The sequence below is a fragment of the Pseudomonas sp. FG-3G genome (assembly GCF_901007645.1).
Lineage (GTDB): Bacteria > Pseudomonadota > Gammaproteobacteria > Pseudomonadales > Pseudomonadaceae > Aquipseudomonas > Aquipseudomonas rhizophila.
In genome coordinates, this window is sequence record NZ_CAAKGZ010000028.1 from 1 (window position 1) to 21,894 (window position 21,894).

The 21,894-nt window shown below is 60.8% G+C and carries 22 protein-coding genes; 6 read left to right on the forward strand and 16 right to left on the reverse strand.

Annotated features, from left to right (window positions below):
* On the forward strand, window positions 1-181 hold a 181-nt coding region (locus tag PSEUDOMOFG3G_RS20015; protein WP_139050957.1), incomplete at its 5' end, for an OprD family outer membrane porin.
* Between the two features lie 344 nt (window positions 182-525).
* Here PSEUDOMOFG3G_RS20015 and pcaC read toward each other — a convergent pair.
* From pcaC to pcaR, 10 genes are all read right to left on the reverse strand, one after another.
* Window positions 526-918 carry a 4-carboxymuconolactone decarboxylase gene (gene pcaC, locus PSEUDOMOFG3G_RS20020; protein ID WP_139050959.1) on the reverse strand — a complete coding sequence of 131 codons (393 nt, stop codon included), beginning with the start codon at window positions 916-918 and terminating at the stop codon, window positions 526-528.
* An 11-nt stretch (window positions 919-929) separates the two neighbouring features.
* On the reverse strand, window positions 930-1,730 hold the full coding sequence (gene pcaD, locus PSEUDOMOFG3G_RS20025; protein WP_139050960.1) for a 3-oxoadipate enol-lactonase: 801 nt from the start codon (window positions 1,728-1,730) through the stop codon (window positions 930-932).
* A gap of 12 nt (window positions 1,731-1,742) precedes the next feature.
* Window positions 1,743-3,107 (reverse strand): 3-carboxy-cis,cis-muconate cycloisomerase, encoded by a 1,365-nt coding sequence (locus tag PSEUDOMOFG3G_RS20030; RefSeq protein WP_139050961.1) that lies wholly within the window; start codon window positions 3,105-3,107, stop codon window positions 1,743-1,745.
* A 210-nt stretch (window positions 3,108-3,317) separates the two neighbouring features.
* Entirely contained in the window at window positions 3,318-3,884 is a 567-nt protein-coding gene (gene pcaG, locus PSEUDOMOFG3G_RS20035; RefSeq protein WP_047228311.1) for a protocatechuate 3,4-dioxygenase subunit alpha, read from the reverse strand.
* A 1-nt stretch (window position 3,885) separates the two neighbouring features.
* Window positions 3,886-4,590 carry a protocatechuate 3,4-dioxygenase subunit beta gene (gene pcaH, locus PSEUDOMOFG3G_RS20040; RefSeq protein ID WP_076386020.1) on the reverse strand — a complete coding sequence of 235 codons (705 nt, stop codon included), beginning with the start codon at window positions 4,588-4,590 and terminating at the stop codon, window positions 3,886-3,888.
* 37 nt (window positions 4,591-4,627) lie between these two features.
* Window positions 4,628-5,833 (reverse strand): 3-oxoadipyl-CoA thiolase, encoded by a 1,206-nt coding sequence (gene pcaF, locus PSEUDOMOFG3G_RS20045; RefSeq protein WP_171061411.1) that lies wholly within the window; start codon window positions 5,831-5,833, stop codon window positions 4,628-4,630.
* Window positions 5,830-6,612, reverse strand: a complete 783-nt coding sequence (locus PSEUDOMOFG3G_RS20050; protein WP_171061413.1) for a CoA-transferase subunit beta — start codon at window positions 6,610-6,612, stop codon at window positions 5,830-5,832. The genes pcaF and PSEUDOMOFG3G_RS20050 overlap by 4 nt, the downstream gene beginning before the upstream one ends.
* Window positions 6,609-7,466 (reverse strand): CoA transferase subunit A, encoded by an 858-nt coding sequence (locus tag PSEUDOMOFG3G_RS20055; protein ID WP_047228315.1) that lies wholly within the window; start codon window positions 7,464-7,466, stop codon window positions 6,609-6,611. The genes PSEUDOMOFG3G_RS20050 and PSEUDOMOFG3G_RS20055 overlap by 4 nt, the downstream gene beginning before the upstream one ends.
* A 293-nt stretch (window positions 7,467-7,759) precedes the next feature.
* Window positions 7,760-9,106, reverse strand: a complete 1,347-nt coding sequence (locus PSEUDOMOFG3G_RS20060) for an MFS transporter (RefSeq protein WP_047228316.1) — start codon at window positions 9,104-9,106, stop codon at window positions 7,760-7,762.
* A 292-nt stretch (window positions 9,107-9,398) separates the two neighbouring features.
* A complete protein-coding gene (pcaR, locus tag PSEUDOMOFG3G_RS20065; RefSeq protein WP_092397150.1) occupies window positions 9,399-10,241 on the reverse strand; it encodes a pca regulon transcriptional regulator PcaR in 843 nt (280 codons plus the stop codon).
* Between the two features lie 562 nt (window positions 10,242-10,803).
* Here pcaR and PSEUDOMOFG3G_RS20070 point away from each other — a divergent pair.
* Both PSEUDOMOFG3G_RS20070 and PSEUDOMOFG3G_RS20075 read left to right on the forward strand, forming a co-directional pair.
* A complete protein-coding gene (locus PSEUDOMOFG3G_RS20070; RefSeq protein WP_047228318.1) occupies window positions 10,804-11,004 on the forward strand; it encodes a hypothetical protein in 201 nt (66 codons plus the stop codon).
* A gap of 362 nt (window positions 11,005-11,366) precedes the next feature.
* Window positions 11,367-12,842 carry an inorganic phosphate transporter gene (locus PSEUDOMOFG3G_RS20075; RefSeq protein ID WP_047228319.1) on the forward strand — a complete coding sequence of 492 codons (1,476 nt, stop codon included), beginning with the start codon at window positions 11,367-11,369 and terminating at the stop codon, window positions 12,840-12,842.
* A gap of 254 nt (window positions 12,843-13,096) precedes the next feature.
* Here the strand turns inward: PSEUDOMOFG3G_RS20075 and ccoM are convergent, their stop codons facing one another.
* From ccoM to PSEUDOMOFG3G_RS20085, 3 genes are all read right to left on the reverse strand, one after another.
* Window positions 13,097-13,213, reverse strand: a complete 117-nt coding sequence (gene ccoM / locus PSEUDOMOFG3G_RS28255; RefSeq protein WP_025212288.1) for a cytochrome c oxidase subunit CcoM — start codon at window positions 13,211-13,213, stop codon at window positions 13,097-13,099.
* Window positions 13,214-13,359: 146 nt separating this feature from the next.
* Window positions 13,360-13,521: a hypothetical protein gene (locus PSEUDOMOFG3G_RS20080; protein WP_171061412.1), complete on the reverse strand. Its 162-nt coding sequence runs from the start codon at window positions 13,519-13,521 to the stop codon at window positions 13,360-13,362.
* A gap of 94 nt (window positions 13,522-13,615) precedes the next feature.
* Complete coding sequence (locus PSEUDOMOFG3G_RS20085) at window positions 13,616-13,957, reverse strand: aspartate-semialdehyde dehydrogenase (protein WP_139050963.1); 342 nt, start codon at window positions 13,955-13,957, stop codon at window positions 13,616-13,618.
* Between the two features lie 248 nt (window positions 13,958-14,205).
* Between PSEUDOMOFG3G_RS20085 and rapA the strand changes: the two genes are divergently transcribed.
* Complete coding sequence (rapA, locus tag PSEUDOMOFG3G_RS20090) at window positions 14,206-17,052, forward strand: RNA polymerase-associated protein RapA (RefSeq protein ID WP_047228321.1); 2,847 nt, start codon at window positions 14,206-14,208, stop codon at window positions 17,050-17,052.
* Window positions 17,053-17,283: 231 nt separating this feature from the next.
* On the opposite strand, the gene PSEUDOMOFG3G_RS20095 is transcribed toward rapA, so the two are convergent.
* From PSEUDOMOFG3G_RS20095 to PSEUDOMOFG3G_RS20105, 3 genes are all read right to left on the reverse strand, one after another.
* Window positions 17,284-18,168: an ATPase gene (locus PSEUDOMOFG3G_RS20095; protein ID WP_076386024.1), complete on the reverse strand. Its 885-nt coding sequence runs from the start codon at window positions 18,166-18,168 to the stop codon at window positions 17,284-17,286.
* Window positions 18,169-18,276: 108 nt separating this feature from the next.
* Window positions 18,277-19,269: an NAD(P)-dependent oxidoreductase gene (locus PSEUDOMOFG3G_RS20100; RefSeq protein ID WP_139050964.1), complete on the reverse strand. Its 993-nt coding sequence runs from the start codon at window positions 19,267-19,269 to the stop codon at window positions 18,277-18,279.
* Window positions 19,270-19,326: 57 nt separating this feature from the next.
* The gene (locus tag PSEUDOMOFG3G_RS20105) at window positions 19,327-20,220 is read right to left on the reverse strand and encodes a LysR family transcriptional regulator ArgP (RefSeq protein ID WP_047228324.1); all 894 of its coding nucleotides are present in this window, start codon (window positions 20,218-20,220) and stop codon (window positions 19,327-19,329) included.
* Between the two features lie 96 nt (window positions 20,221-20,316).
* Between PSEUDOMOFG3G_RS20105 and PSEUDOMOFG3G_RS20110 the strand changes: the two genes are divergently transcribed.
* On the forward strand, window positions 20,317-20,919 hold the full coding sequence (locus PSEUDOMOFG3G_RS20110) for a LysE/ArgO family amino acid transporter (protein WP_047228325.1): 603 nt from the start codon (window positions 20,317-20,319) through the stop codon (window positions 20,917-20,919).
* A 175-nt stretch (window positions 20,920-21,094) separates the two neighbouring features.
* A complete protein-coding gene (locus PSEUDOMOFG3G_RS20115) occupies window positions 21,095-21,691 on the forward strand; it encodes a superoxide dismutase (protein WP_047228326.1) in 597 nt (198 codons plus the stop codon).
* Window positions 21,692-21,894: the final 203 nt, after the last annotated feature.

The following is a 21,894-nucleotide window of genomic DNA, read 5'->3' on the forward strand; positions in this document are numbered from 1 at the left end:
AGGCACCATCACCGACGGTAAGGAATGGGGTCGCGAAAGCGAACTGGCCTACACCGTACAGAGCGGTGCGTTGAAGAGCCTCAATGTGAAATGGCGTAATTCGACGATGCGTCGGGATTACAGCACCAATGAGTTCGATGAGAACCGGCTGATCGTCAGCTATCCGATCAGCTTGTTGTAAAAGCCAAACATGGGTGGAGGCTGTACCGGCATCATCGCGAGCAGGCTCGCTCCCACAGGGGGATCAGTGTCGAGCAAAAAATTTGTGTTCACAGAAGATCCAGTGTGGGAGCGAGCCTGCTCGCGATGGCGTCATCACATTCAACATCGATGCAAGCTGACCCACCGCTATCGCGAGCAAGCTCGCTCCCACAGGGGGATCAGCGTTGAGCATAAAATTTGTGTTCACAGAAGATCCAGTGTGGGAGCGAGCCTGCTCGCGATGGCGTCATCACATTCACCATCGATGCAAACTGACCCACCGCTATCGCGAGCAAGCTCGCTCCCACAGGGTTGGGGTGATGCTTAAGTCCGGGACTCGACGCCCAGTTCATCCCACACCGACTCGGCCAGGTGGAAGGTGGCGTTGGCCGCGGGGATGCCGCAATAGATAGCACTCTGCATGATCACTTCCTTGATCTCGCTGCGGCTCACACCATTATTGGCAGCAGCGCGCAAGTGCAGTTTGAGTTCTTCGCTGCGGTTCATGCCGATCAGCATGGCGATGGTGATCAGGCTGCGGGTGTGGCGCGGCAGGCCGGGGCGGGTCCAGATGTCGCCCCAGGCATGACGGGTGATCATCTCCTGGAATTCGCTGTTGAACTCAGTCAAGGCATTCAGGCTGCGGTCGACGTGGGCATCGCCCAGCACCGCGCGGCGTACTTGCATGCCTTCGTCGTAACGTTGCTTCTCGTCCACAAAATACTCCCTCAAGAACGACTGGAATCCAGCAGGAAAGCCAGCACCCGTTCGCTGAACGCAGCGCCGGCCTGGACGTTGGACAGATGCGCGGCATGGAATTCGGCGTATTCGGCGCCGTTGACCCGCTCCTGGATAAAGTGCCCGCCCGACGGTGGGGTCACGGCATCTTCGGTGCCGGCGACCACCAGCAGCGGCACGCGAATCGACGACAACTGCTCGCGGAAATCGGCATCGCGCACCGCCGCGCAGTTAGCCGCGTAGCCCTGGGGCGAAGTGGCAGCAAGCATGTCGGTGATTCTCCTGACCTTCTCTGGATGAGCCTGGGCAAAGTCCGGCGTGAACCAACGAGCAATCGAGGCATCCCGCAGCGCGACCATCGCCGCCTTGCCATCACGCAGTACGGTTTCGATCCGCGGGTCCCATACGGATGGGTCGCCGATCTTGGCGGCGGTGTTGCACACCACCAGTTTGTGCAGCCGCTCACCGGCATTGATCCCCAGCCATTGGCCGATCAATCCGCCCATGGACAACCCACAGAAATGCACCTTGTCGATGTTCAGCTGATCGAGCATCGCCAGCACGTCGCGGCCCAGTTGGTCGATGCTGTACGGCCCTTCAGTCACCAAGGATTGACCGTGCCCGCGCGTGTCAAAACGCAACACGCGAAAGTGTTCACTGAAGGCGGCGATCTGCTCGTCCCACATGTGCAGGTCGGTGCCCAGGGAGTTGGAGAGCACCAGCACCGGGCCATCCTGCGGTCCATCGAAACAATAGTTCAGTTCGCCTTCGGCGAGTTTGACGAATCCCACAACAGTCTCCTTTCAGGCGTTCAAGGCAAGGTGTTCAGCCACCGCGCGCGCGACCCAGGTCTGGGCCTGGCCGAGGTAGTGGGCGGGGTCGAGCAAATGATCCAGCTCAGCGGCAGACAACTGCGCAGTGACTTGGGGCTCGTCCCCCAACACGTCCCGCAAATGACGTTGTTCAGCCACGGCGCGTTTGCAACATTGCTCCAACAGATGATGCGCGGTGTCGCGCCCGAACCGCTGGGCCAGGACGATGCTCACCGCCTCGGCCAGCACCAACCCTTGGGTCAGTTCCAGATTGCGAGCCATGCGCGCCGCGTCCACTTCCAGACCTTCGGCCAGCAGCCGCGCCTGTTGCAGGGCGCCGGACACCAGGCAGCAGATCTCCGGCAAGGTTTCCCATTCGGCGTGCCACAGGCCCAGGCTGCGTTCGTGCTCCTGGGGCATGGCGCTGAACAGCGTCGACAACAGGCCAGGGACTCGGGTCGCCGCACCGATCAGCACCGCCGCGCCCACCGGGTTACGTTTGTGCGGCATGGTGGACGAACCGCCCTTGCCCGGCGCCGAGGGTTCGAACGCTTCACCGGCCTCGGTCTGCATCAACAAGCTGATGTCGCGGCCCAGTTTGCCCAAGCTGCCGGCGATCAACCCCAGTACCGAACCGAACTCAACCAGGCGATCGCGTTGGGTGTGCCACGGCTGCTCCGGCAAGCTCAGTTGCAGCTCGGCGGCCAGGGCTTCGGCGATGGGCAAGGCCTGCTCACCCAGTGCGGCAAGCGTTCCGGAGGCACCACCGAACTGCAACACCAGCAAGCGCGGTTTGAGCTCATTCAGGCGCTGGCGGCTACGGGTGATGGCTCCCAGCCAACCGGCGATTTTCATGCCCAGGGTCACCGGTGTTGCGTGTTGCAACCAAGTGCGCCCAGCCAATGGCGTGGCGGCGTAGCGTTCGGCTTGGCGGGCGAGAATCGTGGCCAGTTGCGCCAGTTCGCCTTCGATCAAACCCAGTGCCTGGCGCAGTTGCAGCACCAACCCACTGTCCATCACGTCCTGACTGGTAGCCCCCAGGTGCACGTAGCGCTCAGCCTCGGCGTCTTGCGCGGCAATGCGCTTGCCAAGGGCCTTGACCAGTGGAATCGCCGAATTACCCGCCGTGGCAATCGCCTCGCTCAACGCCGAAAAATCGTACAACTGCGCGTCACAGGCCTTCTCGATCGGAGCCACTGCACTGACAGGGATCAAGCCCACCTTCGCTTCAGCCCGGGCCAGCGCCGCCTCGACATCGAGCATGGCCTGCACCCGGCCCGCATCACAAAACACCTCGCGCATGTGGCGGGTGGTGAAGTAGGCATCAAAGAGCTGATTACCCGGTCGTTCGCTCATAAAAAGTCCTTGGGTGTGCAGGTCTGCCGGCCTGACGCGGTTGGGTCAAAAGCTGCGACGTAAATACGTGGGTTGTCGCACATCCTATTCATCACCCCCGCAGGCCAACCCTACCCCTTCGGGTGGAACAGGGTCATCAGTATTTTGTACGACCCACGCCCCACCGTTGTTGCGGGGCTGGGCCAAGAGCCTTCGCCACACGGGTTTCAATCAGTAGTCGAAGAACACCGTCTCGGCATCCGTCCCCTGCAAAACCACGTTCCACTGATACACGCCCGAAGCATCGGGCTTGCTCACGATAGTGGCGCGACGTTCCTCGGGCACGCAGGCCAGCAGCGGGTCGGTTTCGTTGGCCTGCTCGCCATCGAAGTAGATTCGCGTCAGCAAATGCTTGACCAGACCGCGGGCGAACACCAGCACGACAAGATGCGGCGCCTGGGTCGTGCCGCCAAGGCCCGGCACGGAGCCCGGCTTGATGGTGGTGAAACGAAAACGCCCTTCGGCATCCACCGGCACACGGCCAAAGCCTTCGAAATTCGGGTCCAGGGGCTTGTCCTGGTCGTCTTCCGGGTGTGCGTATTTGCCGGCGGCGTTGGCCTGCCAGACTTCCAGCATCGCGTCATTGACGAATTCGCCGTTGCCGTCGATCACCTGCCCGGTGATCGCCACGCGCTGGCCGAGGGTTTGGGCGACGGTCAGGTCTTCGCGGTTCAGCCAGGTCAGGCCGATGTGGTAGTAAGGACCAACGGTGTGGGAGGTGGTGGCAGTGAGCGTCATCTTATTTCTCCATCGGCGTGGCATCGCGGCCGCGCAATACGATGTCCCAGCGATAACCGAGGGCGTAGTGAGGAATGGTTTTTTCCAGGTCGAAACGGGCGATCAGACGTTCCTTGGCGCTGGTGTCCGGCACGCAGTTGTAGATCGGATCGTAGGCCAGGAGTGGGTCGCCGGGGAAATACATCTGCGTCACCAGGCGCGTCAGGATGCTCGGGCCGAACAATGAGAAATGGATGTGCGCCGGGCGCCAGGCATTGTGATGGTTGCCCCACGGGTAGGCGCCGGGCTTGATGGTCTGGAACTGGTACCAGCCATCGGCGTCGGTGACGGTGCGACCGGTGCCGGTGAAGTTCGGGTCCAGCGGTGCGTCGTGCAGGTCGCGGTCATGGTTGTAACGCCCGGCGGCATTGGCCTGCCAGATCTCCACCAGGATGCCAGGCACGGGTTGGCCATGCTCATCCAGCACGCGCCCGTGAATGATGATTCGCTCCCCCAGTGGCTCGCCGGCATGCTGGGCAGTCAGGTCGTTGTCCTTCTCCTGCAGGCGATCGGCACCTACGGTCGGACCGGTAATTTCCGACAGCGAATGGGGCAGGTACACCAACGGCTTTGAAGGCGAGCGCAGGTTGGTGGACTGGTACGGCGGGTGCAGGTACTCCGGTTGGGTGCCCGCTTGGGGGCGACGATAACCAGGCTTGTCAGTCATGAAGCATTCCTCGGTTTCTTATTAGTGGAACGACGTGTCAGACGCGTTCGATTGCCAACGCCAGACCCTGGCCGACGCCGACACACATGGTCGCCAGGCCTTTCTTGCCGCCGGTCTTTTCCAGATGATGCAACGCCGTCAGCACCAGCCGTGCTCCGCTCATACCCAGCGGATGACCGAGGGCGATGGCGCCGCCATTGGGGTTCACCTGCGGCGCGTCGTCCGCCAGACCCAGATCGCGCAGCACCGCCAGGCCCTGGCTGGCGAAGGCTTCGTTGAGTTCGATCACATCAAAGTCTGCGACCGCCAGGCCCAGGCGCTCAGTGAGTTTGCGCACCGCGGGCACCGGGCCGATGCCCATCACCCGTGGGGCCACGCCGGCACTGGCCATGCCCAACACTTTACCCCGAGGCGTCAGCCCGTGTTTCTTCACCGCTTCGGCCGAAGCCAGGATCATAGCCGCCGCGCCATCATTCACACCCGAGGCGTTGCCGGCCGTGACGGTTTTGTCTGGACCGTTGACCGGTTTGAGTTTGCTCAAGGTCTCCAGCGTGGTGTCGGCGCGAGGATGCTCGTCCTGCTCGACCACGGTTTCGCCTTTCTTGTGGGCTACGCGCACCGGGACGATTTCCTCGGCGAAATACCCTGCGGCCTGGGCTGCTGCCGTGCGCTGCTGGCTGCGCAAGGCGAAAGCATCCTGGTCAGCGCGGGACACCGCGTAATCATCGGCCACGTTATCGGCGGTCTGGGGCATCGCGTCCACACCGTACTGGGCTTTCATCAACGGGTTGATGAAGCGCCAGCCGATGGTGGTGTCTTCCAGTTTCATGTTGCGGGAGAACGCGGCATCGGCCTTGCCCATCACGAACGGTGCGCGGGACATCGACTCCACGCCGCCGGCGATGGTCAACTCCATTTCGCCGCTGGCGATGGCGCGGAACGCCGTGCCGACGGCGTCCATGCCCGAGGCGCAGAGGCGGTTGAGGGTTACGCCGGGAATGCTCTGCGGCAGGCCAGCCAGCAGCAGCGCCATGCGCGCCACGTTGCGGTTGTCTTCCCCGGCCTGGTTGGCGCAACCGAGAAACACTTCGTCCACGGCAGTCCAGTCCACCGATGGGTTGCGTTCCATCAGCGCCTTGATCGGTACGGCGGCCAGGTCATCGGCGCGCACTGCGGACAAACCGCCACCGAAGCGACCGATGGGGGTTCGAATCGCATCACAGATATAAACGTCGCGCATCACGCTTCTCCCGGTGCCTGGCCGTGGGCCGCGGCAGTGCGAGCTTCCAGGTCGCGCAGTGCGCGCAGCTCTGTTTCGGTCGGCTCGGCGGTGGTTTGCACCTGGTCGGCAAAACGAATCGCCCAACCGGTGGCGGCAACGACTTGCTCACGGGTCACGCCGGGGTGCAACGCAGTGACCACGAACTCATGGCTGCCGGCTTCCGGCTCCATGATGCACAAGTCGGTGATGATACCGACCGGACCTGCGCCCGGCAGGCCCAGGCGTTTACGCGAATCCCCGCCCTCGCCGTGACCGACCGAGGTGATGAAATCCAGCTTGTCGACGAACGAGCGCGCCGACTGCTTGAGGATGATCAGCACGCTCTTGGCCGAACCGGCGATTTCCGGTGCCCCACCGGCGCCCGGCAAGCGGACTTTCGGTTGATGGTAGTCGCCCACCACCGTGGTGTTGATGTTGCCGAACCGGTCGACCTGAGCTGCACCGAGAAAGCCGACGTCGATGCGTCCACCCTGCAACCAGTAGCGAAAAATCTCACCGGTGGGTACGACAGTGTCCGCGGTTTCAGCCAGCTCACCATCACCGATAGACAGTGGCAATACGCTGGGTTTGGCCCCGATCGGACCGGACTCGTAGATCAGAACGACATCCGGCGACGAGGTCAGCCGCGCCAGGTTGGCTGCCTTCGATGGCAGGCCGATGCCCACGAAGCACACAGCGTTGTTCTGCAATCGACGGGCTGCGGCGACGGTCATCATTTCATTGGTGGAGTACGTCATTATTTCACCTGCGAAGTGGCAGCCAGTCGGGCCTGGAATTCACTGAAATCTTTCGTTGCGTGGATGTATTCATTGATCCATGCGGTAAAGGTCTCACGGTCCCGGGCGATCGGATCCCACGCCTGATAGAAACGGTTGTCACGTTCGGTGTAGCCGTGCGCGTAGGAAGGATGAGCGCCGCCCGGTACGTGGCACACCGCGCTCAGCGCCCAGGTCGGCAGCACGCAGGCGTTCATCGGTGCGTTGAGGTCATCGACGATTTCTTCCACGGTGACGATGCAGCGCTTGGCGGCCAGGGCGGCTTCTTTCTGCACGCCGAGAATGCCCCACAACAGGACGTTGCCCTTGCGGTCGGCTTTTTGAGCGTGGATCACTGTAATGTCCGGGCGCACGGATGGCACGGCGGCCAGCACTTCCCCGGTGAAGGGGCAGGTCACGGTTTTGATCAACGGATTGACCTTTGGCAGGTCGGAGCCGGCGTAGGCCCGCAGCACCGCGAATGGCAGGCCCGAGGCCCCGGCGACGTAGGCATTGGCCAGGTCGGCGTGGCTGTGCTCTTCGATCTCCAGCGGCTGCGGCCATTGTTTTTCCACGGCATCGCGCAGCCGGTGCAGGGAGCCCACCCCAGGATTGCCGCCCCAGGAGAAAATCAGCTTGCGAGCACAACCGGCGCCGATCAACTGGTCGTAGATCAGGTCGGGCGTCATCCGCACCAGGGTCAGGTCTTTCTTGCCCTGGCGAATGATTTCATGACCCGCCGCCGTCGGAATCAGGTGAGTGAAGCCTTCGAGCGCGACGGTATCGCCGTCATTGACGAATTGCTTCACTGCGTCGTGCAGCGAAAGGATTTCAGCCATGGGGCAGGCTCCCGTTTTTCAGTAGACCAAGATGAAGAAAAAGGCGCGAGGTTAAGCGCCGGAGTGACTGAAGATTAAGCTCGGGGTGACAGCCAAACAATCCGATAATCGACTGAGTGTTCGTTTATCGAACAGATTGTTGTTTGGCTATCGATTTCCCAGACACCCTGATCCTGTGGGAAGCGAGCCTGCTCGCGATTGAGGTGGGTCAGTCAAGACTTATGCAAGTTGACCCACCGCTATCGCGAGCAGGCTCGCTCCCACCGGTCTGTCGCAAGGTTCAGATCATTGGCTCACGTCGCATCCGCATGACTGACCATGCCCTTGATCACCACCGCCGCAGTCGCCAGGGCCGCTGGAATGACCAGGGCGGTCAGGACCTGTTCGAAGTTCCAGCCCAGGCCCAACAATGTCGCGCCCATCCAGGCGCCGAGGATCGCGCCGAACCGGCCGATACCCAGCATCCACGAGACACCGGTGGCCCGGCCTTGGGTCGGATAGAACCGCGCCGCCAGCGACGGCATCGCCGATTGCGCGCCGTTGACGCACATGCCGGCCACCAGCACCAACGTGGCAAGCAAGGTAATGTTGCCCAGACTCTGCCCTACCGCGTAGGCGAATATCCCGGCCATCAAGTAGAAAATGCCGATGACTTTGTGCGGATTGAACCGATCCATCGCCCAACCCACCCCAACCGCGCTCAATACGCCGCCGAACTGAAACAACGCCCCGATAAACGCCGCCTGCTCCATGCTTGCGCCGCTGTCGCGCATCAGCGTCGGCAACCAACTGGTCAGCAGGTAAACAATTACCAGCCCCATGAAATAGGTCAGCCACAACAAGAGCGTCCCGGCGCTGTAGGTGCCGGAGAAAATCACCGCCAGCACGTTGCGGGCTTTAACGATTTTTTGTTCCGGCACACTGAAACTCGCCGCCTGGGCGACGGTGTGCGGATCGATCGGGGCCAGGGTCTTGCGCACCTTGTCCGTGCCGCGATTGCGCACCACCAGATAACGTGCCGACTCCGGCAACCAGAACACCAGCACCACCGCCAGGATCAACGGCAGGATCCCGCCGATCAGCAGCAGACTGTGCCAACCGAACGCCGGTATCAACTTGGCCGAGATAAACCCGCCGCCGGCCATGCCCAGGTTGAAGCCGCAGAACATGCTGGTCACCAGCAACGACTTTTTACGCTCCGGGGTGTATTCCGACAGCAAGGTAGTGGCGTTCGGCATACCGGCGCCCAACCCCAGGCCGGTCAGAAAGCGCAGCACCAGCAATTGATCGATGTTGGTGCTGTAAGCCGATGCCAGGCTGAACGCGCCGAACAGCACGACCGCGCCTACCAGCACAACTTTTCGGCCGAAACGGTCTGCCAACGGACCGGAGCCGAGAGCCCCGAAGACCATGCCGATCAGCGCCGCACTCATGACCGGACCCAGGCTGGCCCGATCAATGCCCCAGTCCTGAGAGAGCGCCGGAGCGATGAAGCCCATGGCCGCGGTGTCGAGGCCGTCGAGAAAAACAATCAGAAAGCACAGAATCACTACCCGCCACTGATAGCGCGAGATAGGTTGAGCGTTGATGAAGGACTGCACGTCGAGGCAATTGCCTACGGAGGTCTGGGGTTGGTTCATCTTGTTTTTATTCCACGCAAGAAAACGCAGGCGAACAGAGGCCCGGCAAATAAACCGCAAGGCTGCAAAAAAGGTGTTGGTTAGCGGGCGATCCGGGACAGACAGGTCGGTCGATCGTCAAGGTGAAGGCCGAGGAAGGTATACATGGCAGGTGTGCCTCTCATTATTATTGGGCCGCGATCCATCGGTCGAGCCAGGCTCGATCACGTCGGATGACGCTGCCGCGACATTAATGATCCGAGGCAAATACCGTCAATTCGTCAGAGGCGACTCTGTGCGTTTATCGAACAGCTTAAGTGAACAGTTGCGCGCTCAAGTCGCGGCTGGCTCCCAACAGCCCCGGCAGGAAGCGCTGTTCCAGTTCATTGCGGCTGACCCGCCCGGCATGGGTACTGACATTCAGCGCCGCCACCACCTGGCCGGAGGCGTCGTAGACTGGCACGGCAATCGAGCGCAGCCCCTGCTCCAGTTCCTGATCGACGATGCACCATCCCTGCTGCCGCACCTCTTGCAAACACTCCAGCAAAGCCTGGGGAGTGTGCAGGGTCCGGCTGGTCTTGGCCTGCAGGTCGGCATGGTCGAGGTAATCACGCAGGGAAGCGTCGTCCAGTGCCGCCAGAAGAATTCTGCCCATCGAGGTGCAATAGGCCGGCAGACGTCCACCGACGGACAGGTCCACGGATATCAGCCGCTGGGTGGTGGCCGAACGGGCGATATAAAGAATGTCGTCGCCTTCAAGCGTCGCCATATTACAGGCCTCATGCAGCTGTTCGCTCATGCGATCCAGATACGGCTGCGCGGACACGGCCAGAGGCGTCGATGACAGATAGGCATGGCCCAGGGTCAATACTTTGGGCAGCAGCGAATAGGTTCGTCCGTCGGTGGTGGCGTAGCCGAGTTTGATCAAGGTATGCAAGCAACGTCTGACGGCGGCGCGGGGAATTTCCGTGCGGTGGCTGATCTGAGCGATGGTCAAGTGCCGCTTGCGCTCCTGGAACGCCTGGACCACGGCCAACCCTCGGGCCAGGGACGTCATGAAGTCCGGGTCACCGGTCAGGGCCTGGATGCGCTTGGCCGGCGAAGCAACGATGGGTGGCGCTACAGAAGCAAAGGCGTTGCGCAATTGGTCGTTCATATCTGGTCCTTCCCGGGGAATGGCGGCTATTACAAGCGGCTGCCCGCTGAGCAGACAAGGGCTGGCTGTCAGCACCGTTCGATTATCGAACCATCAACCGATAATCGCAATCAAGGCACCCTACCCCCCTCTTGCTTCTGTGTGAAGGGTTGATAAATAAGTAAGACGACACGAGTATTGAACGTAGTTCGCGCCAGCAGAGTGGATAGCGACATTGTCTGGCATTGCCTGAAACCTAATTGCCACAAGTTGCACATACAAATATTGATTCACACAACAACAGATTCTTTTAACTTTTCCCGATAGTGTTCTTCGGGCAGCCCGCTATAATGCACCACAGTGACGGTGCGGCAATCGACCGCTCCCGTCCGCAGGCATTGCAGGTTTCTATCCTGCGTGGTGCCGGCAGCCGGTGCCCGAAGCACCCGGATGGCGCTTCCCCGTATCGGCGGTATACGAAACTCCTGATGCTACGTCAGCTGTCAGCTCTGGTGCCGTGGCCGTCTGCATGTCTACATGCAGTGCGTATCACCAGATCCAATTCAATCCATTAGGTAATACTGTGACGAAAGACGAACTGCGCGCGGAACTTGAGCGCCAGGAACAACGTTACAAGGAAGTTTACGGCGGGGAAATCACCACCTACGCCGCGCAACCTGAACCGGAACGCAAACCCTGGCGTAAACGCGCCACCGTTCAGGACCAGGCCTTTACCCAGGAACTTCAGAAAATGGAACAGGAACTCAAAGCGGAAGAGCGGTAATGCTCAGCGCTTGATGTTCTTGTGAAGCGGTATCCGGCCGACACCCTGGCCGGCCCCGTACCGGACGCCCGCCATGAGCGGGCCGCCATTTCCCCGACAACGGTCGAGGAATGGCCTTGGCTTACCTTCTTTTCGGATTTTTCGCACAACCGCTTAAGGCTCTTGCAACGACGAGCGGCCCCTTGCCTGGCGCGTTTTCCGTTCCCGAATCAATGGCTTGCGCAACCCGCTAAAAGCCAGGGTTCGAAGGGGTGCCTGCAAATTATTTCGTTGAAGAATGTTACCGATGAGCAGGCAATGCATCGATTACCGAGGTTTTCTGGCATAATCGCGCCCCCTTACGACCGGGTCAGAAAACCTTCATGATCGATTTATTTAGCGGACTGGATGCTTGGGTGCTTGTGAGCCTCTTGCTCGCCCTGGCCTTTGTCCTCGCCTTCGAGTTCATCAACGGCTTTCATGACACCGCAAACGCGGTGGCCACTGTTATCTACACCAAAGCCATGCCGCCTCATCTGGCGGTGTTCTTTTCCGGTGTGTTCAACTTCCTCGGCGTGCTGCTGGGCGGTGTGGGCGTGGCGTATGCCATCGTTCACCTACTGCCGGTAGAGCTGCTGATCAATGTGAACACCGGACACGGGCTGGCCATGGTGTTTTCGCTGCTCGCAGCGGCCATCACCTGGAACCTGGGCACCTGGTATTTCGGTATCCCAGCCTCCAGCTCCCACACGCTGATTGGTTCGATCCTCGGCGTGGGCCTGGCCAACGCGCTGATCAACGATATCCCGTTGGCCGACGGAGTGAACTGGCAAAAGGCAATCGATATCGGTGCCTCCCTGGTGTTCTCGCCCATGGCGGGCTTCCTGATTGCCGCACTGGTATTGATCAGTCTGAAGTGGTGGCGTCCGCTGTCGAAGATGCACAAGACGCCGGAACAGCGCCGCAAGATCGATGACAAGAAACACCCCCCGTTCTGGAATCGCCTGGTGCTGGTCATTTCAGCCATGGCCGTCAGCTTCGTCCACGGCTCCAACGATGGCCAGAAAGGTATCGGCCTGATCATGCTGGTGCTGATCGGTATCGTACCGGCGCAGTTCGTGCTTGACCTGAACAGCACCACCTACCAGATCGAGCGTACCCGCGACGCGACGTTGCACCTGAGCCAGTTCTACCAGCGCAACAGCGAATCGCTGGGTGAATACCTGGCGCTGGGCAAAAGCGTGAAGGGCGATCTGCCAGAGAAATTCCGCTGCAACCCGCAGCAGACCGAGCCCACCATTGCGGCGCTGCTCGATACCCTCAAAGGCGTGGCGGATTACCAATCGCTGCCGTCGGAAAGCCGCATCGAGGTTCGCCGCTACCTGCTCTGCCTGGATGACACGGCGAAGAAGGTTGGCAAGCTGCCAGGCCTGGCAGCTCGGGAAAAAGACGACCTGAACAAGCTGCGCAAGGACCTGACCGCCACCACCGAATACGCCCCGTTCTGGGTGATTCTGGCAGTCGCCCTGGCCCTGGGCCTGGGCACCATGGTCGGCTGGAAGCGTGTGGTGCTGACCATCGGTGAGAAGATCGGCAAGCAAGGCATGACCTACGCTCAAGGTATGTCGGCGCAAATCACCACGGCGTGCATGATCGGTGCGGCGAACATCTTCAGCCTGCCGGTTTCCACCACCCACGTACTGTCGTCCGGCGTGGCGGGCACCATGGTCGCCAACAAAAGCGGTCTGCAAGGTGGCACGGTACGGACCATCCTGCTGGCCTGGGTACTGACCCTGCCGGCGACAGTGGCCCTCTCGGCGGCGCTGTTCTGGCTGGCGTCCAAGGCCATCGGCAGCTGATATCAGCGGCTAATAAAAAAGGTGCGGTCCTGGCGGATCGCACCTTTTTTTATGCCCGGACACCTGACTACTGTGGGAGCGAGCTTGCTCGCGATGGCGCCGGGTCAGTCAACACATGTATCTACAGACATACCGCTATCGCGAGCAAGCTCGCTCCCACAATGGGCTTGTGTGGAACAGGGGAAATCCGCTCAAAAAAAAGGGCGACCGAAGTCGCCCAAAATGCCTTGCGTGCTCGTTGTAGCTGGAAAGACCTACGGCTTTTTGCGCTTGTGTGCATCTTTCCAGATGAATAATCCGAAGCCGGCGAAAAACACGAACATGAGGCCGACGGTCAACACTCCGGCAAACACCACATTATCGAAAAACATGACTGGCCTCCTGGTCTTGCCCCTGTTGCGATGGGTGCAAGTTAACCAATCAGGCCTGGATGAAAATTGACCGGGGTCAATAACGCTCGCGACGCGGCGAAAAGGAAGGGAAATAACTGATCTGTATCAATGGATAGAGGGGGGAGTCAGCGCTTTTTGGGTTTTTTCTTCGGTTTTTTCTGGGCTTTGCCCAATGGCATGGCTTGCTCGAAAGCCTGGCGGACTTCGTTAAGGCGTTTTTCGTTGAGGTCGTGAACGCGCTTGGCGCGCTCAGCACTGAGGTCGATCAGTTTGTCGTCTTGGCTCATGGCGTGTCGGCATCGTACGGTGAACTGCGGATGCTCTCATGATGAAGGCTGTCGAGCGGGTTGACCAGCCTGCATGCGTCGACAAAAGCCTGGATCAGACCTGGATATCGACCCACAAGCCCTGACGCTCTTCCCCTTCCACCAACGGCACCACTGGCACGGTGTTGTCGGCGTTCAGTTCAGTGCCCGGTACGGCCAGGTGCGCTTCGGGATCTTCGTCGGCTTCACGGCGGCGCTTGTTGCGTTCCTGCTGGCGCTGTTGCTCCTCGCGCAGCAACAGCGCAGCCTCCTCCGGGTCGCGATTCTTCAGGTCGATGGTGCTTTCGTTGGAGCTTTGCTGCACCGGGACCACGGGCGGTATGTCCGGTCGCTGGCGGACCGGATCCTGTTGAGCGGTGATGGGTAAGGCGCTCAAAGGGAGCATGGGTGGCAACATAAAGGTCTCCTGTCTTCAGGTTGTCGGCTGAGCGAAGGACAGCTTGAACCGCTGGTCTGAAACTTGTGACCCGGTTGGCATTATCACAATAGGCCGGGCCGAGCTTGTTTGATCACTCAGCACACTTAAGTTCCGCACCGCCGGTAAGTAATCAATGCCCATGGCGACCCGATGTCTACGTAAATCCTTTGGTCTGAGGGATCATTCCGTTAAGATAACCGGCTTTTTCAAGGCGGGAGTCAGGCAGCATGGCGCAGCAGTATCAACCGGGGCAACGCTGGATCAGTGACAGCGAAGCCGAGCTGGGTTTAGGCACCGTTCTGGCACAGGACGGCCGCTTGTTGACCGTGCTCTATCCGGCCACTGGCGACACTCGCCAGTACGCGCTACGGAATGCGCCCCTCACCCGCGTGCGGTTTTCGCCGGGCGATGTGATCACTCACTTCGAAGGCTGGAAAATGACCGTGCGCGAAGTCGACGATGTCGATGGGCTGCTGGTCTACCACGGCCTCAATGGGCAGAACGAGGTTGTCACTCTGCCGGAAACCCAGCTGTCGAACTTTATCCAGTTCCGCCTGGCCAGTGACCGTCTGTTCGCCGGCCAGATTGACCCGCTGGCATGGTTTTCCCTGCGCTACCACACCCTGGAACACACCAGCCGCCAGTTGCAGTCGCCGCTCTGGGGCCTGGGTGGCGTACGTGCCCAGCCCATCGCCCACCAATTGCACATCGCCCGTGAAGTGGCCGACCGCATCGCGCCACGGGTATTGCTGGCAGACGAAGTGGGCCTGGGCAAGACCATCGAAGCCGGCCTGATCATCCACCGCCAACTGCTCTCCGGCCGCGCCAGCCGCGTGCTGATCCTGGTACCGGAAAACCTTCAGCACCAGTGGCTGGTGGAAATGCGTCGGCGTTTCAACCTGCAGGTCGCCTTGTTCGACGAAGAACGCTTCATCGAAAGCGATGCCAGCAACCCGTTCGAAGACACCCAACTGGCCCTGGTGGCGCTGGAGTGGCTGGTGGACGATGAGAAGGCCCAGGACGCGCTGTTTGCCGCCGGCTGGGACCTGATGGTGGTCGACGAAGCCCACCACCTGGTCTGGCACGAAGATCAGGTCAGCCCGCATTACGCCCTGGTCGAACAGCTTGCCGAAACGATTCCCGGCGTACTGCTGCTGACCGCGACCCCGGAACAGCTGGGCCAGGACAGCCACTTCGCCCGCCTGCGCCTGCTGGACCCGAACCGCTTCCATGACCTCAAGGCCTTCCGCGCCGAGAGCGAAAATTATCGCCCGGTGGCCGAAGCCGTGCAGGAGCTGCTGGACAAGGGCCGTCTCTCACCCGAGGCGCACAAGACCATTCACGGCTTCCTGGGTAACGAGGGCGAAGCGCTGCTGACCGCCGTCAATGATGGCGATGTTGAAGCCAGCGCCCGCCTGGTCCGCGAACTGCTGGACCGCCACGGCACCGGCCGCGTGCTGTTTCGCAATACGCGCGCCGCCGTACAGGGTTTCCCGGAGCGCAAGCTGCACGCCTACCCGCTGCCGTGCCCGGACGAATACCTCGAGCTGCCGTTGGGTGATCACGCCGAGCTGTACCCGGAAGTCAGCTTCCAGGCTCAGCCGGACGCCAACGAAGAACAGCGCTGGTGGCGTTTCGACCCACGGGTCGAGTGGCTGATCGACACCCTGAAGATGCTCAAGCGCACCAAAGTGCTGGTGATCTGCGCCCACGCCGAGACCGCCATGGATCTGGAAGACGCTCTGCGCGTACGTTCCGGCATCCCGGCCACGGTGTTCCACGAAGGCATGAACATCCTGGAGCGCGACCGCGCGGCGGCTTATTTCGCCGACGAAGAGTTCGGCGCCCAGGTGCTGATCTGCTCGGAAATCGGCAGCGAAGGCCGTAACTTCCAGTTCGCCCACCATTTGGTGCTGTTCGACCTGCCCTCGCACCCGGACCTGCTGGAACAGCGTATTGGCCGTCTGGACCGGATCGGCCAGAAACACACCATCGAGCTGCATGCGCCGTACCTGGAAACCAGCCCGCAAGCGCGGCTGTTCCAGTGGTATCACGAGGCCCTGAACGCGTTCCTCAATACCTGTCCGACCGGCAACGCCTTGCAGCATCAGTTCGGCCCGCGCCTGCTGCCATTGCTGGAAGAAGCCGATGACGGCCAGTGGCAAGCCTTGATAGACGAAGCCCGCACCGAACGCGAACGCTTGGAGGCCGAGCTGCACACCGGTCGCGACCGTCTGCTGGAGCTCAACTCCGGCGGCGCGGGTGAAGGCGATGCCTTGGTAGAGGCCATTCTCGAACAAGACGACCAGTTCGCCCTGCCGATCTACATGGAAACCCTGTTCGATGCGTTCGGCATCGACAGCGAGGACCATTCGGACAACGCGCTGATCCTCAAGCCGAGCGAAAAAATGCTCGACGCCAGCTTCCCGCTGGGCGACGACGAAGGCGTGACCATCACCTACGACCGCAACCAGGCGCTGTCTCGCGAAGACATGCAGTTCATTACCTGGGAGCACCCGATGGTGCAAGGCGGCATGGACCTGGTGCTGTCCGGCTCCATGGGCAATACCGCCGTAGCGCTGATCAAGAACAAGGCTCTCAAGCCCGGCACCGTGTTGCTGGAACTGCTCTATGTCAGTGAGGTGGTTGCCCCGCGCTCACTGCAACTGGGCCGTTACCTGCCGCCGGCCGCCCTGCGCTGCCTGCTGGACGCCAATGGCAACGACCTCGCCGCCCGAGTCTCGTTCGAGACTTTGAACGATCAGTTGGAAAGCGTGCCTCGGGCCAGCGCCAACAAGTTCATCCAGGCCCAGCGTGACCAGCTCTCGCCACGGATCAACGCCGGTGAAGAGAAGATCGCCCCGCGTCACGCCGAACGCGTGGCCGAAGCCCAGCGTCGCCTGGCAGCCGATACCGACGAAGAACTGGCGCGCCTGACTGCCCTGCAAGCGGTCAACCCGACGGTACGCGACAGCGAACTGGTGGCTCTGCGCCAACAGCGTGAGCAAGGTCTGGCGATGCTTGAGAAGGCGGCGCTGCGCCTGGAGGCCATACGGGTGTTGGTGGCGGGCTGAATTGCCGCCGTTACTCAACAAAAGGCCCGCAGCGATGCGGGCCTTTTTTTGTGCATTTGTCTGGTCCCACTTGCCGATCAGCGCAAGGATCGGCAAGCCCACCGGTTTGCAGCGGCTGAACACTTTGCAAGCGCACGACTCACGATGTGGGAGCGAGCCTGCTCGCGATGGCGGTGGCACATCAGCCATTGATGCAAACTGACTGACCCACCGCTCGCGACTACAGCCTCGTCACTGAGCTCGGCTGCCAAGTTGCTGCTGCAGGTTGCGGATCTGCGCTTGCAGCGTGTTGATATTGCGGGTGACCTGGCCGCGGAAGGCGTCGAACTCGGCGGTGTTGTTGCCCCCGTTGTCCTGCTGGCTCTTGAGCACGATCACGTCCTGCTCCAGACGCTCGATGGCAGAATTGGAAGTGGCGCGTTTCAGGGCGGTGATGTCGGCACCGATGCTCTTGAGCCGGGCATCGAGAGCACCATCCTCGCCCTGGTTTTTCAGGGCGGAAACTTCAGCCGCCAGCGCCTTGACCTGGTCCTGGAGTTCCTTGTTGGAAGCTTGCAACTGAGTGCTGGCGTTCTGCTGCTCAGTGGTCTGGGCAATGATCTGGGCCAGCTCCTTGTCCAGGTCGGCGGACGGACCGAACGCGACCATCTGTTGTTTGTACTGCTCCTGCAGCTTGCTTTCGAATTGCTTGCCCTGCTCCTGGAGCTTGCCTTCCAGCTGTTTGATCTGCAACTTCAAGGCTTCACTGTCGCTCATGACATTGGACTGACCGGCTACCACCTTGCCGGAAATGTCCTGCAAGCGCCCCGCCGCGTCTTCACTGATACGGGCGAAACTTTCCTGGGTGGCCACCAGCTGCTGTTCCATCAAGGAAATCTGCTGGAAGCTCCACCACGCCAGGAAGGCAAGCGCACACAACAGCGCACCGACCAGTGCCCACAGTGGCCCGGTACTGGCCCCCTTGACCTTGGCCGCCGCAACGGGTGCCGGGCGCGCTTGCACGTGGGGCGGGCGTTCGCGCTCAGGCAGAAAGTCATCGTCATCGGGAATGTCGGCCCGCATCCGCAAGCTCGGTATATCATCGAAGTCGTCGTTGGAATCGTTACGCATGGGCATTGGGTTCAACCTTTGGGAAACCGGTGTTGGCTTGATGCAGCGAGTATAACCCCCTCGCCCGCCGCACCGATTGACCCCGAACCTGGCACTCGGTTCATGACGGGGCGATCAGCGGGCATCCTGGGCTTTCCACCAGGCGCAGAACTCATCAAGAGCGGTCCACAGGCTGACCTGTGGATCGTAATCCAGATAATGCCGGGCACGGCTGATGTCCAGGGTGAAATTCTTGTTCATGACCTGCATGCCCAGGCGCGACAACGTCGGTTCGGGACGGCCCGGCCATAACGTGCAAAAACCTTCATTCAGGGCGGCGACGCTGTAGGCCAGCCGGTAGGAACGATAACGCCGGACCTGTGGGACTTCCATCTGTCGCATCACATAATTGACCACATCCCACAACGGCACCGGCGTGCCGTTGCTGATGTTGTAAGCCTTGCCAAGGGCCGATTCGCCGGCCAAAAGACTGCTGAGCAGCGCTTCGTTGAGATTCTGCACGCTGGTGAAATCCACCTTGTTCAACCCGTTGCCGACAATGGCCAAGCGGCCCTTGCGTTGCATTTTCAACAGCCGGGGAAAAATGCTCATGTCGCCGGCGCCGGTGACAAAGCGCGGGCGCAGAGCCAGTACTTCGAGACCGAACTCCTGAGCCCCGAAGACTTTCTGTTCAGCCAGGTATTTGGTGGCAGCGTAGGGATGTTTGAAGCGTTTGGGCACTTGTTCTTCGGTCAGGTCCAGATGGTCCCGGCCATCGAAGTAAATAGACGGCGATGACAGATGAACCAGGCGCCGGACCTTCTGCTTGAGGCAGGCCTCGACAATGTTTTCCGTGACCTGGACGTTGCCCTGGTGAAAATCCTGATAGCGCCCCCAAAGCCCCACGGAACCGGCGCAATGCACGACGCTGTCAACATCAAGGCACAGGTCGCGAGCCAGCAACGGGTCACTCAGATCCCCCTGGATGAACTGCGCCCCGCGACGCACCAGGTGCTCAACGCTCTCGGCCCGGCGACCGTTGACCCGTACATCCAGGCCCTGCTCCAGAGCGAATCGCGCAAAGCGCCCGCCAATGAAGCCACTTGCGCCGGTAACCAGAATTTTCATGAAGACTCCTAAAATCAGATTCGAGCTTCAAGCTACAAGCTTCAAGCCAATCGCTTTTCAACTTACCGCTTGGAGCTTGCTGCTTGCCGCCTTGATCAATCGTTCAGTCAACAAACCCAGTAACTGCCCACCATTGCGCCAATGATGCCAGTACAACGGCACATCAATCGGTTTATCTGCCAGCAATTCCACCAACTCGCCCCGCTCCAGTTGCTCACGCATTTGCAACTCAGGCACCAGTCCCCAGCCAAGCCCCGCTTCGGCGAGCCGAATGAAACCTTCGGACGACGGGCAGAGATGATGTTCGAAACCGCCTTCGACCCCCAGGGAAGCAAGGTAGCGATGCTGCAGGAAATCATCCGGGCCGAACACCAGCGCCGGCGTGCGCGCCAGTTGATCGGCGCGCACCCCATCGGGGAAATGCCTGGCGATGAACGCCGGGCTGGCCAACGCCCGGTAGCGCATGGCCCCCAACAACACACTACGGGCACCAGCCACCGGACGTTCACTGGCGCAGACGCACGCCGCCACCTCACCAGCACGCATGCGTTTGAGGCCGACGGTCTGGTCTTCCACCACCAAGTCGAGCAACAGATGATGTTCGGCGCAGAAATCTCCAACGGCCACCGCCCACCAAGTGGCCAGGCTGTCGGCATTCAAGGCGATCCGCAGGCGCTCAGGCAGCCCCTCCTCATCCAGCGCTGGCACCAGGCTTTGCAGGTCGCGCTCCAACAGCCGCACCTGCTGCACATGGTTGAGCAAGCGGCGACCGATTTCGGTCGGTGCCGGCGGCGTGACGCGCACCAGCACCGGCTGGCCGACCCGCGCCTCCAGCAGTTTGATCCGCTGGGAAATCGCCGACTGCGACAAACCCAGCACTTGGGCGGCACGCTCGAATCCGGCCTGTTCGACAACCGCCGCCAGAGCGGAAAGCAATTTGTAATCGAACATCAGTTTCCCTAATGAGCAATCAGCAATATTGGTTTTTCTTATACCGCTTTGCACCAGAGAATGACACCGCATTCATACCTACTCGGGGAGTAATTTATGTGGCAAAGCTACATGAACGGACTACTGGTGGCCCTCGGGCTGATCATGGCCATCGGCGCTCAGAACGCCTTCGTGCTGGCGCAAAGCCTGCGCCGCGAACATCACTTGCCGGTCGCCGCCCTGTGTGTAACTTGCGATGCGTTGCTGGTGGCCGCCGGGGTGTTCGGCCTGGCGACACTGCTGGCCCAAAGCCCGTTGCTGCTTTCAATAGCCCGCTGGGGCGGCGCCGGGTTCCTGCTCTGGTATGGCAGCCTGGCGTTGCGTCGGGCCTGTTCGAAACAAAGCCTGCAACAAGATGAAAAACAGGTCGTGCGCTCGTTACGGGCGGTGCTGCTCAGTGCGTTGGCGGTGACCCTGCTCAACCCCCACGTCTATCTCGACACCGTGTTGCTGATCGGTTCCCTCGGGGCCCAGCAAAGCGTGCCTGGCGCCTATGTCGTGGGAGCGGCCAGTGCCTCGTTGCTGTGGTTCTTCACACTGGCAATCGGTGCGGCATGGCTGGCACCGTGGCTGGCCCGGCCGAGTACCTGGCGGATACTGGATGTGCTGGTGGCAACGATGATGTTCAGCGTGGCCATACAGTTGATCGTCTCTGGCTGATTATTCCAAACCGCTCTGGAACCTCTATCCCACACAGTTGTTGCGTGGTTATGCCGTTCCCCCGGTGCTATGATCCGACTCCTGCGCCGCAATGAGTACAAACTCCCCGGCGCTAGTCTGGCCGCCCGTGATCGGCCTTGCGCTCACCGCAACTGACCTGATTAGGAGAATCACCATGGCTTTCGAATTGCCGCCGCTGCCTTATCCACACGATGCACTGCAGCCGCACATCTCCAAAGAGACTCTGGAATTCCACCACGACAAGCACCACAACACCTACGTCGTGAACCTGAACAACCTGGTACCTGGCACCGAGTTCGAAGGCAAGACCCTGGAAGAAATCGTCAAGACTTCCTCGGGCGGTATCTTCAACAACGCCGCTCAGGTCTGGAACCACACCTTCTACTGGAACTGCCTGGCGCCAAACGCCGGTGGTCAACCTACCGGCGCGCTGGCCGACGCCATCAACAGTGCGTTCGGCTCGTTCGACAAGTTCAAGGAAGAATTCACCAAGACTTCCGTCGGCACCTTCGGTTCCGGTTGGGGCTGGCTGGTGAAAAAGGCTGACGGTTCCCTGGCCCTGGCCAGCACCATCGGCGCCGGCAACCCGCTGACCAGCGGCGACACCCCGCTGCTGACCTGCGACGTTTGGGAACACGCCTACTACATCGACTACCGCAACCTTCGTCCGAAATACGTCGAAGCGTTCTGGAACCTGGTCAACTGGAAGTTCGTGGCCGAGCAGTTCGAAGGCAAGACCTTCACCGCTTGATCCGTAATGCCAGACAAAAGAACCCGGCGCTTTGCCGGGTTTTTTTTAGCTGGCACAAAGCCCTCGGATCTTGTCCGGCCCCCTACCTCGTGTCTGAAATCCAACAAAAATCAAACCCAGGCCTCAAGTTGGGGGCCCTTCCATCCGACACAATGGTCGTAGAGCAATAACTCTGGAAACACCGTATAACGGCCAGGTTTCAG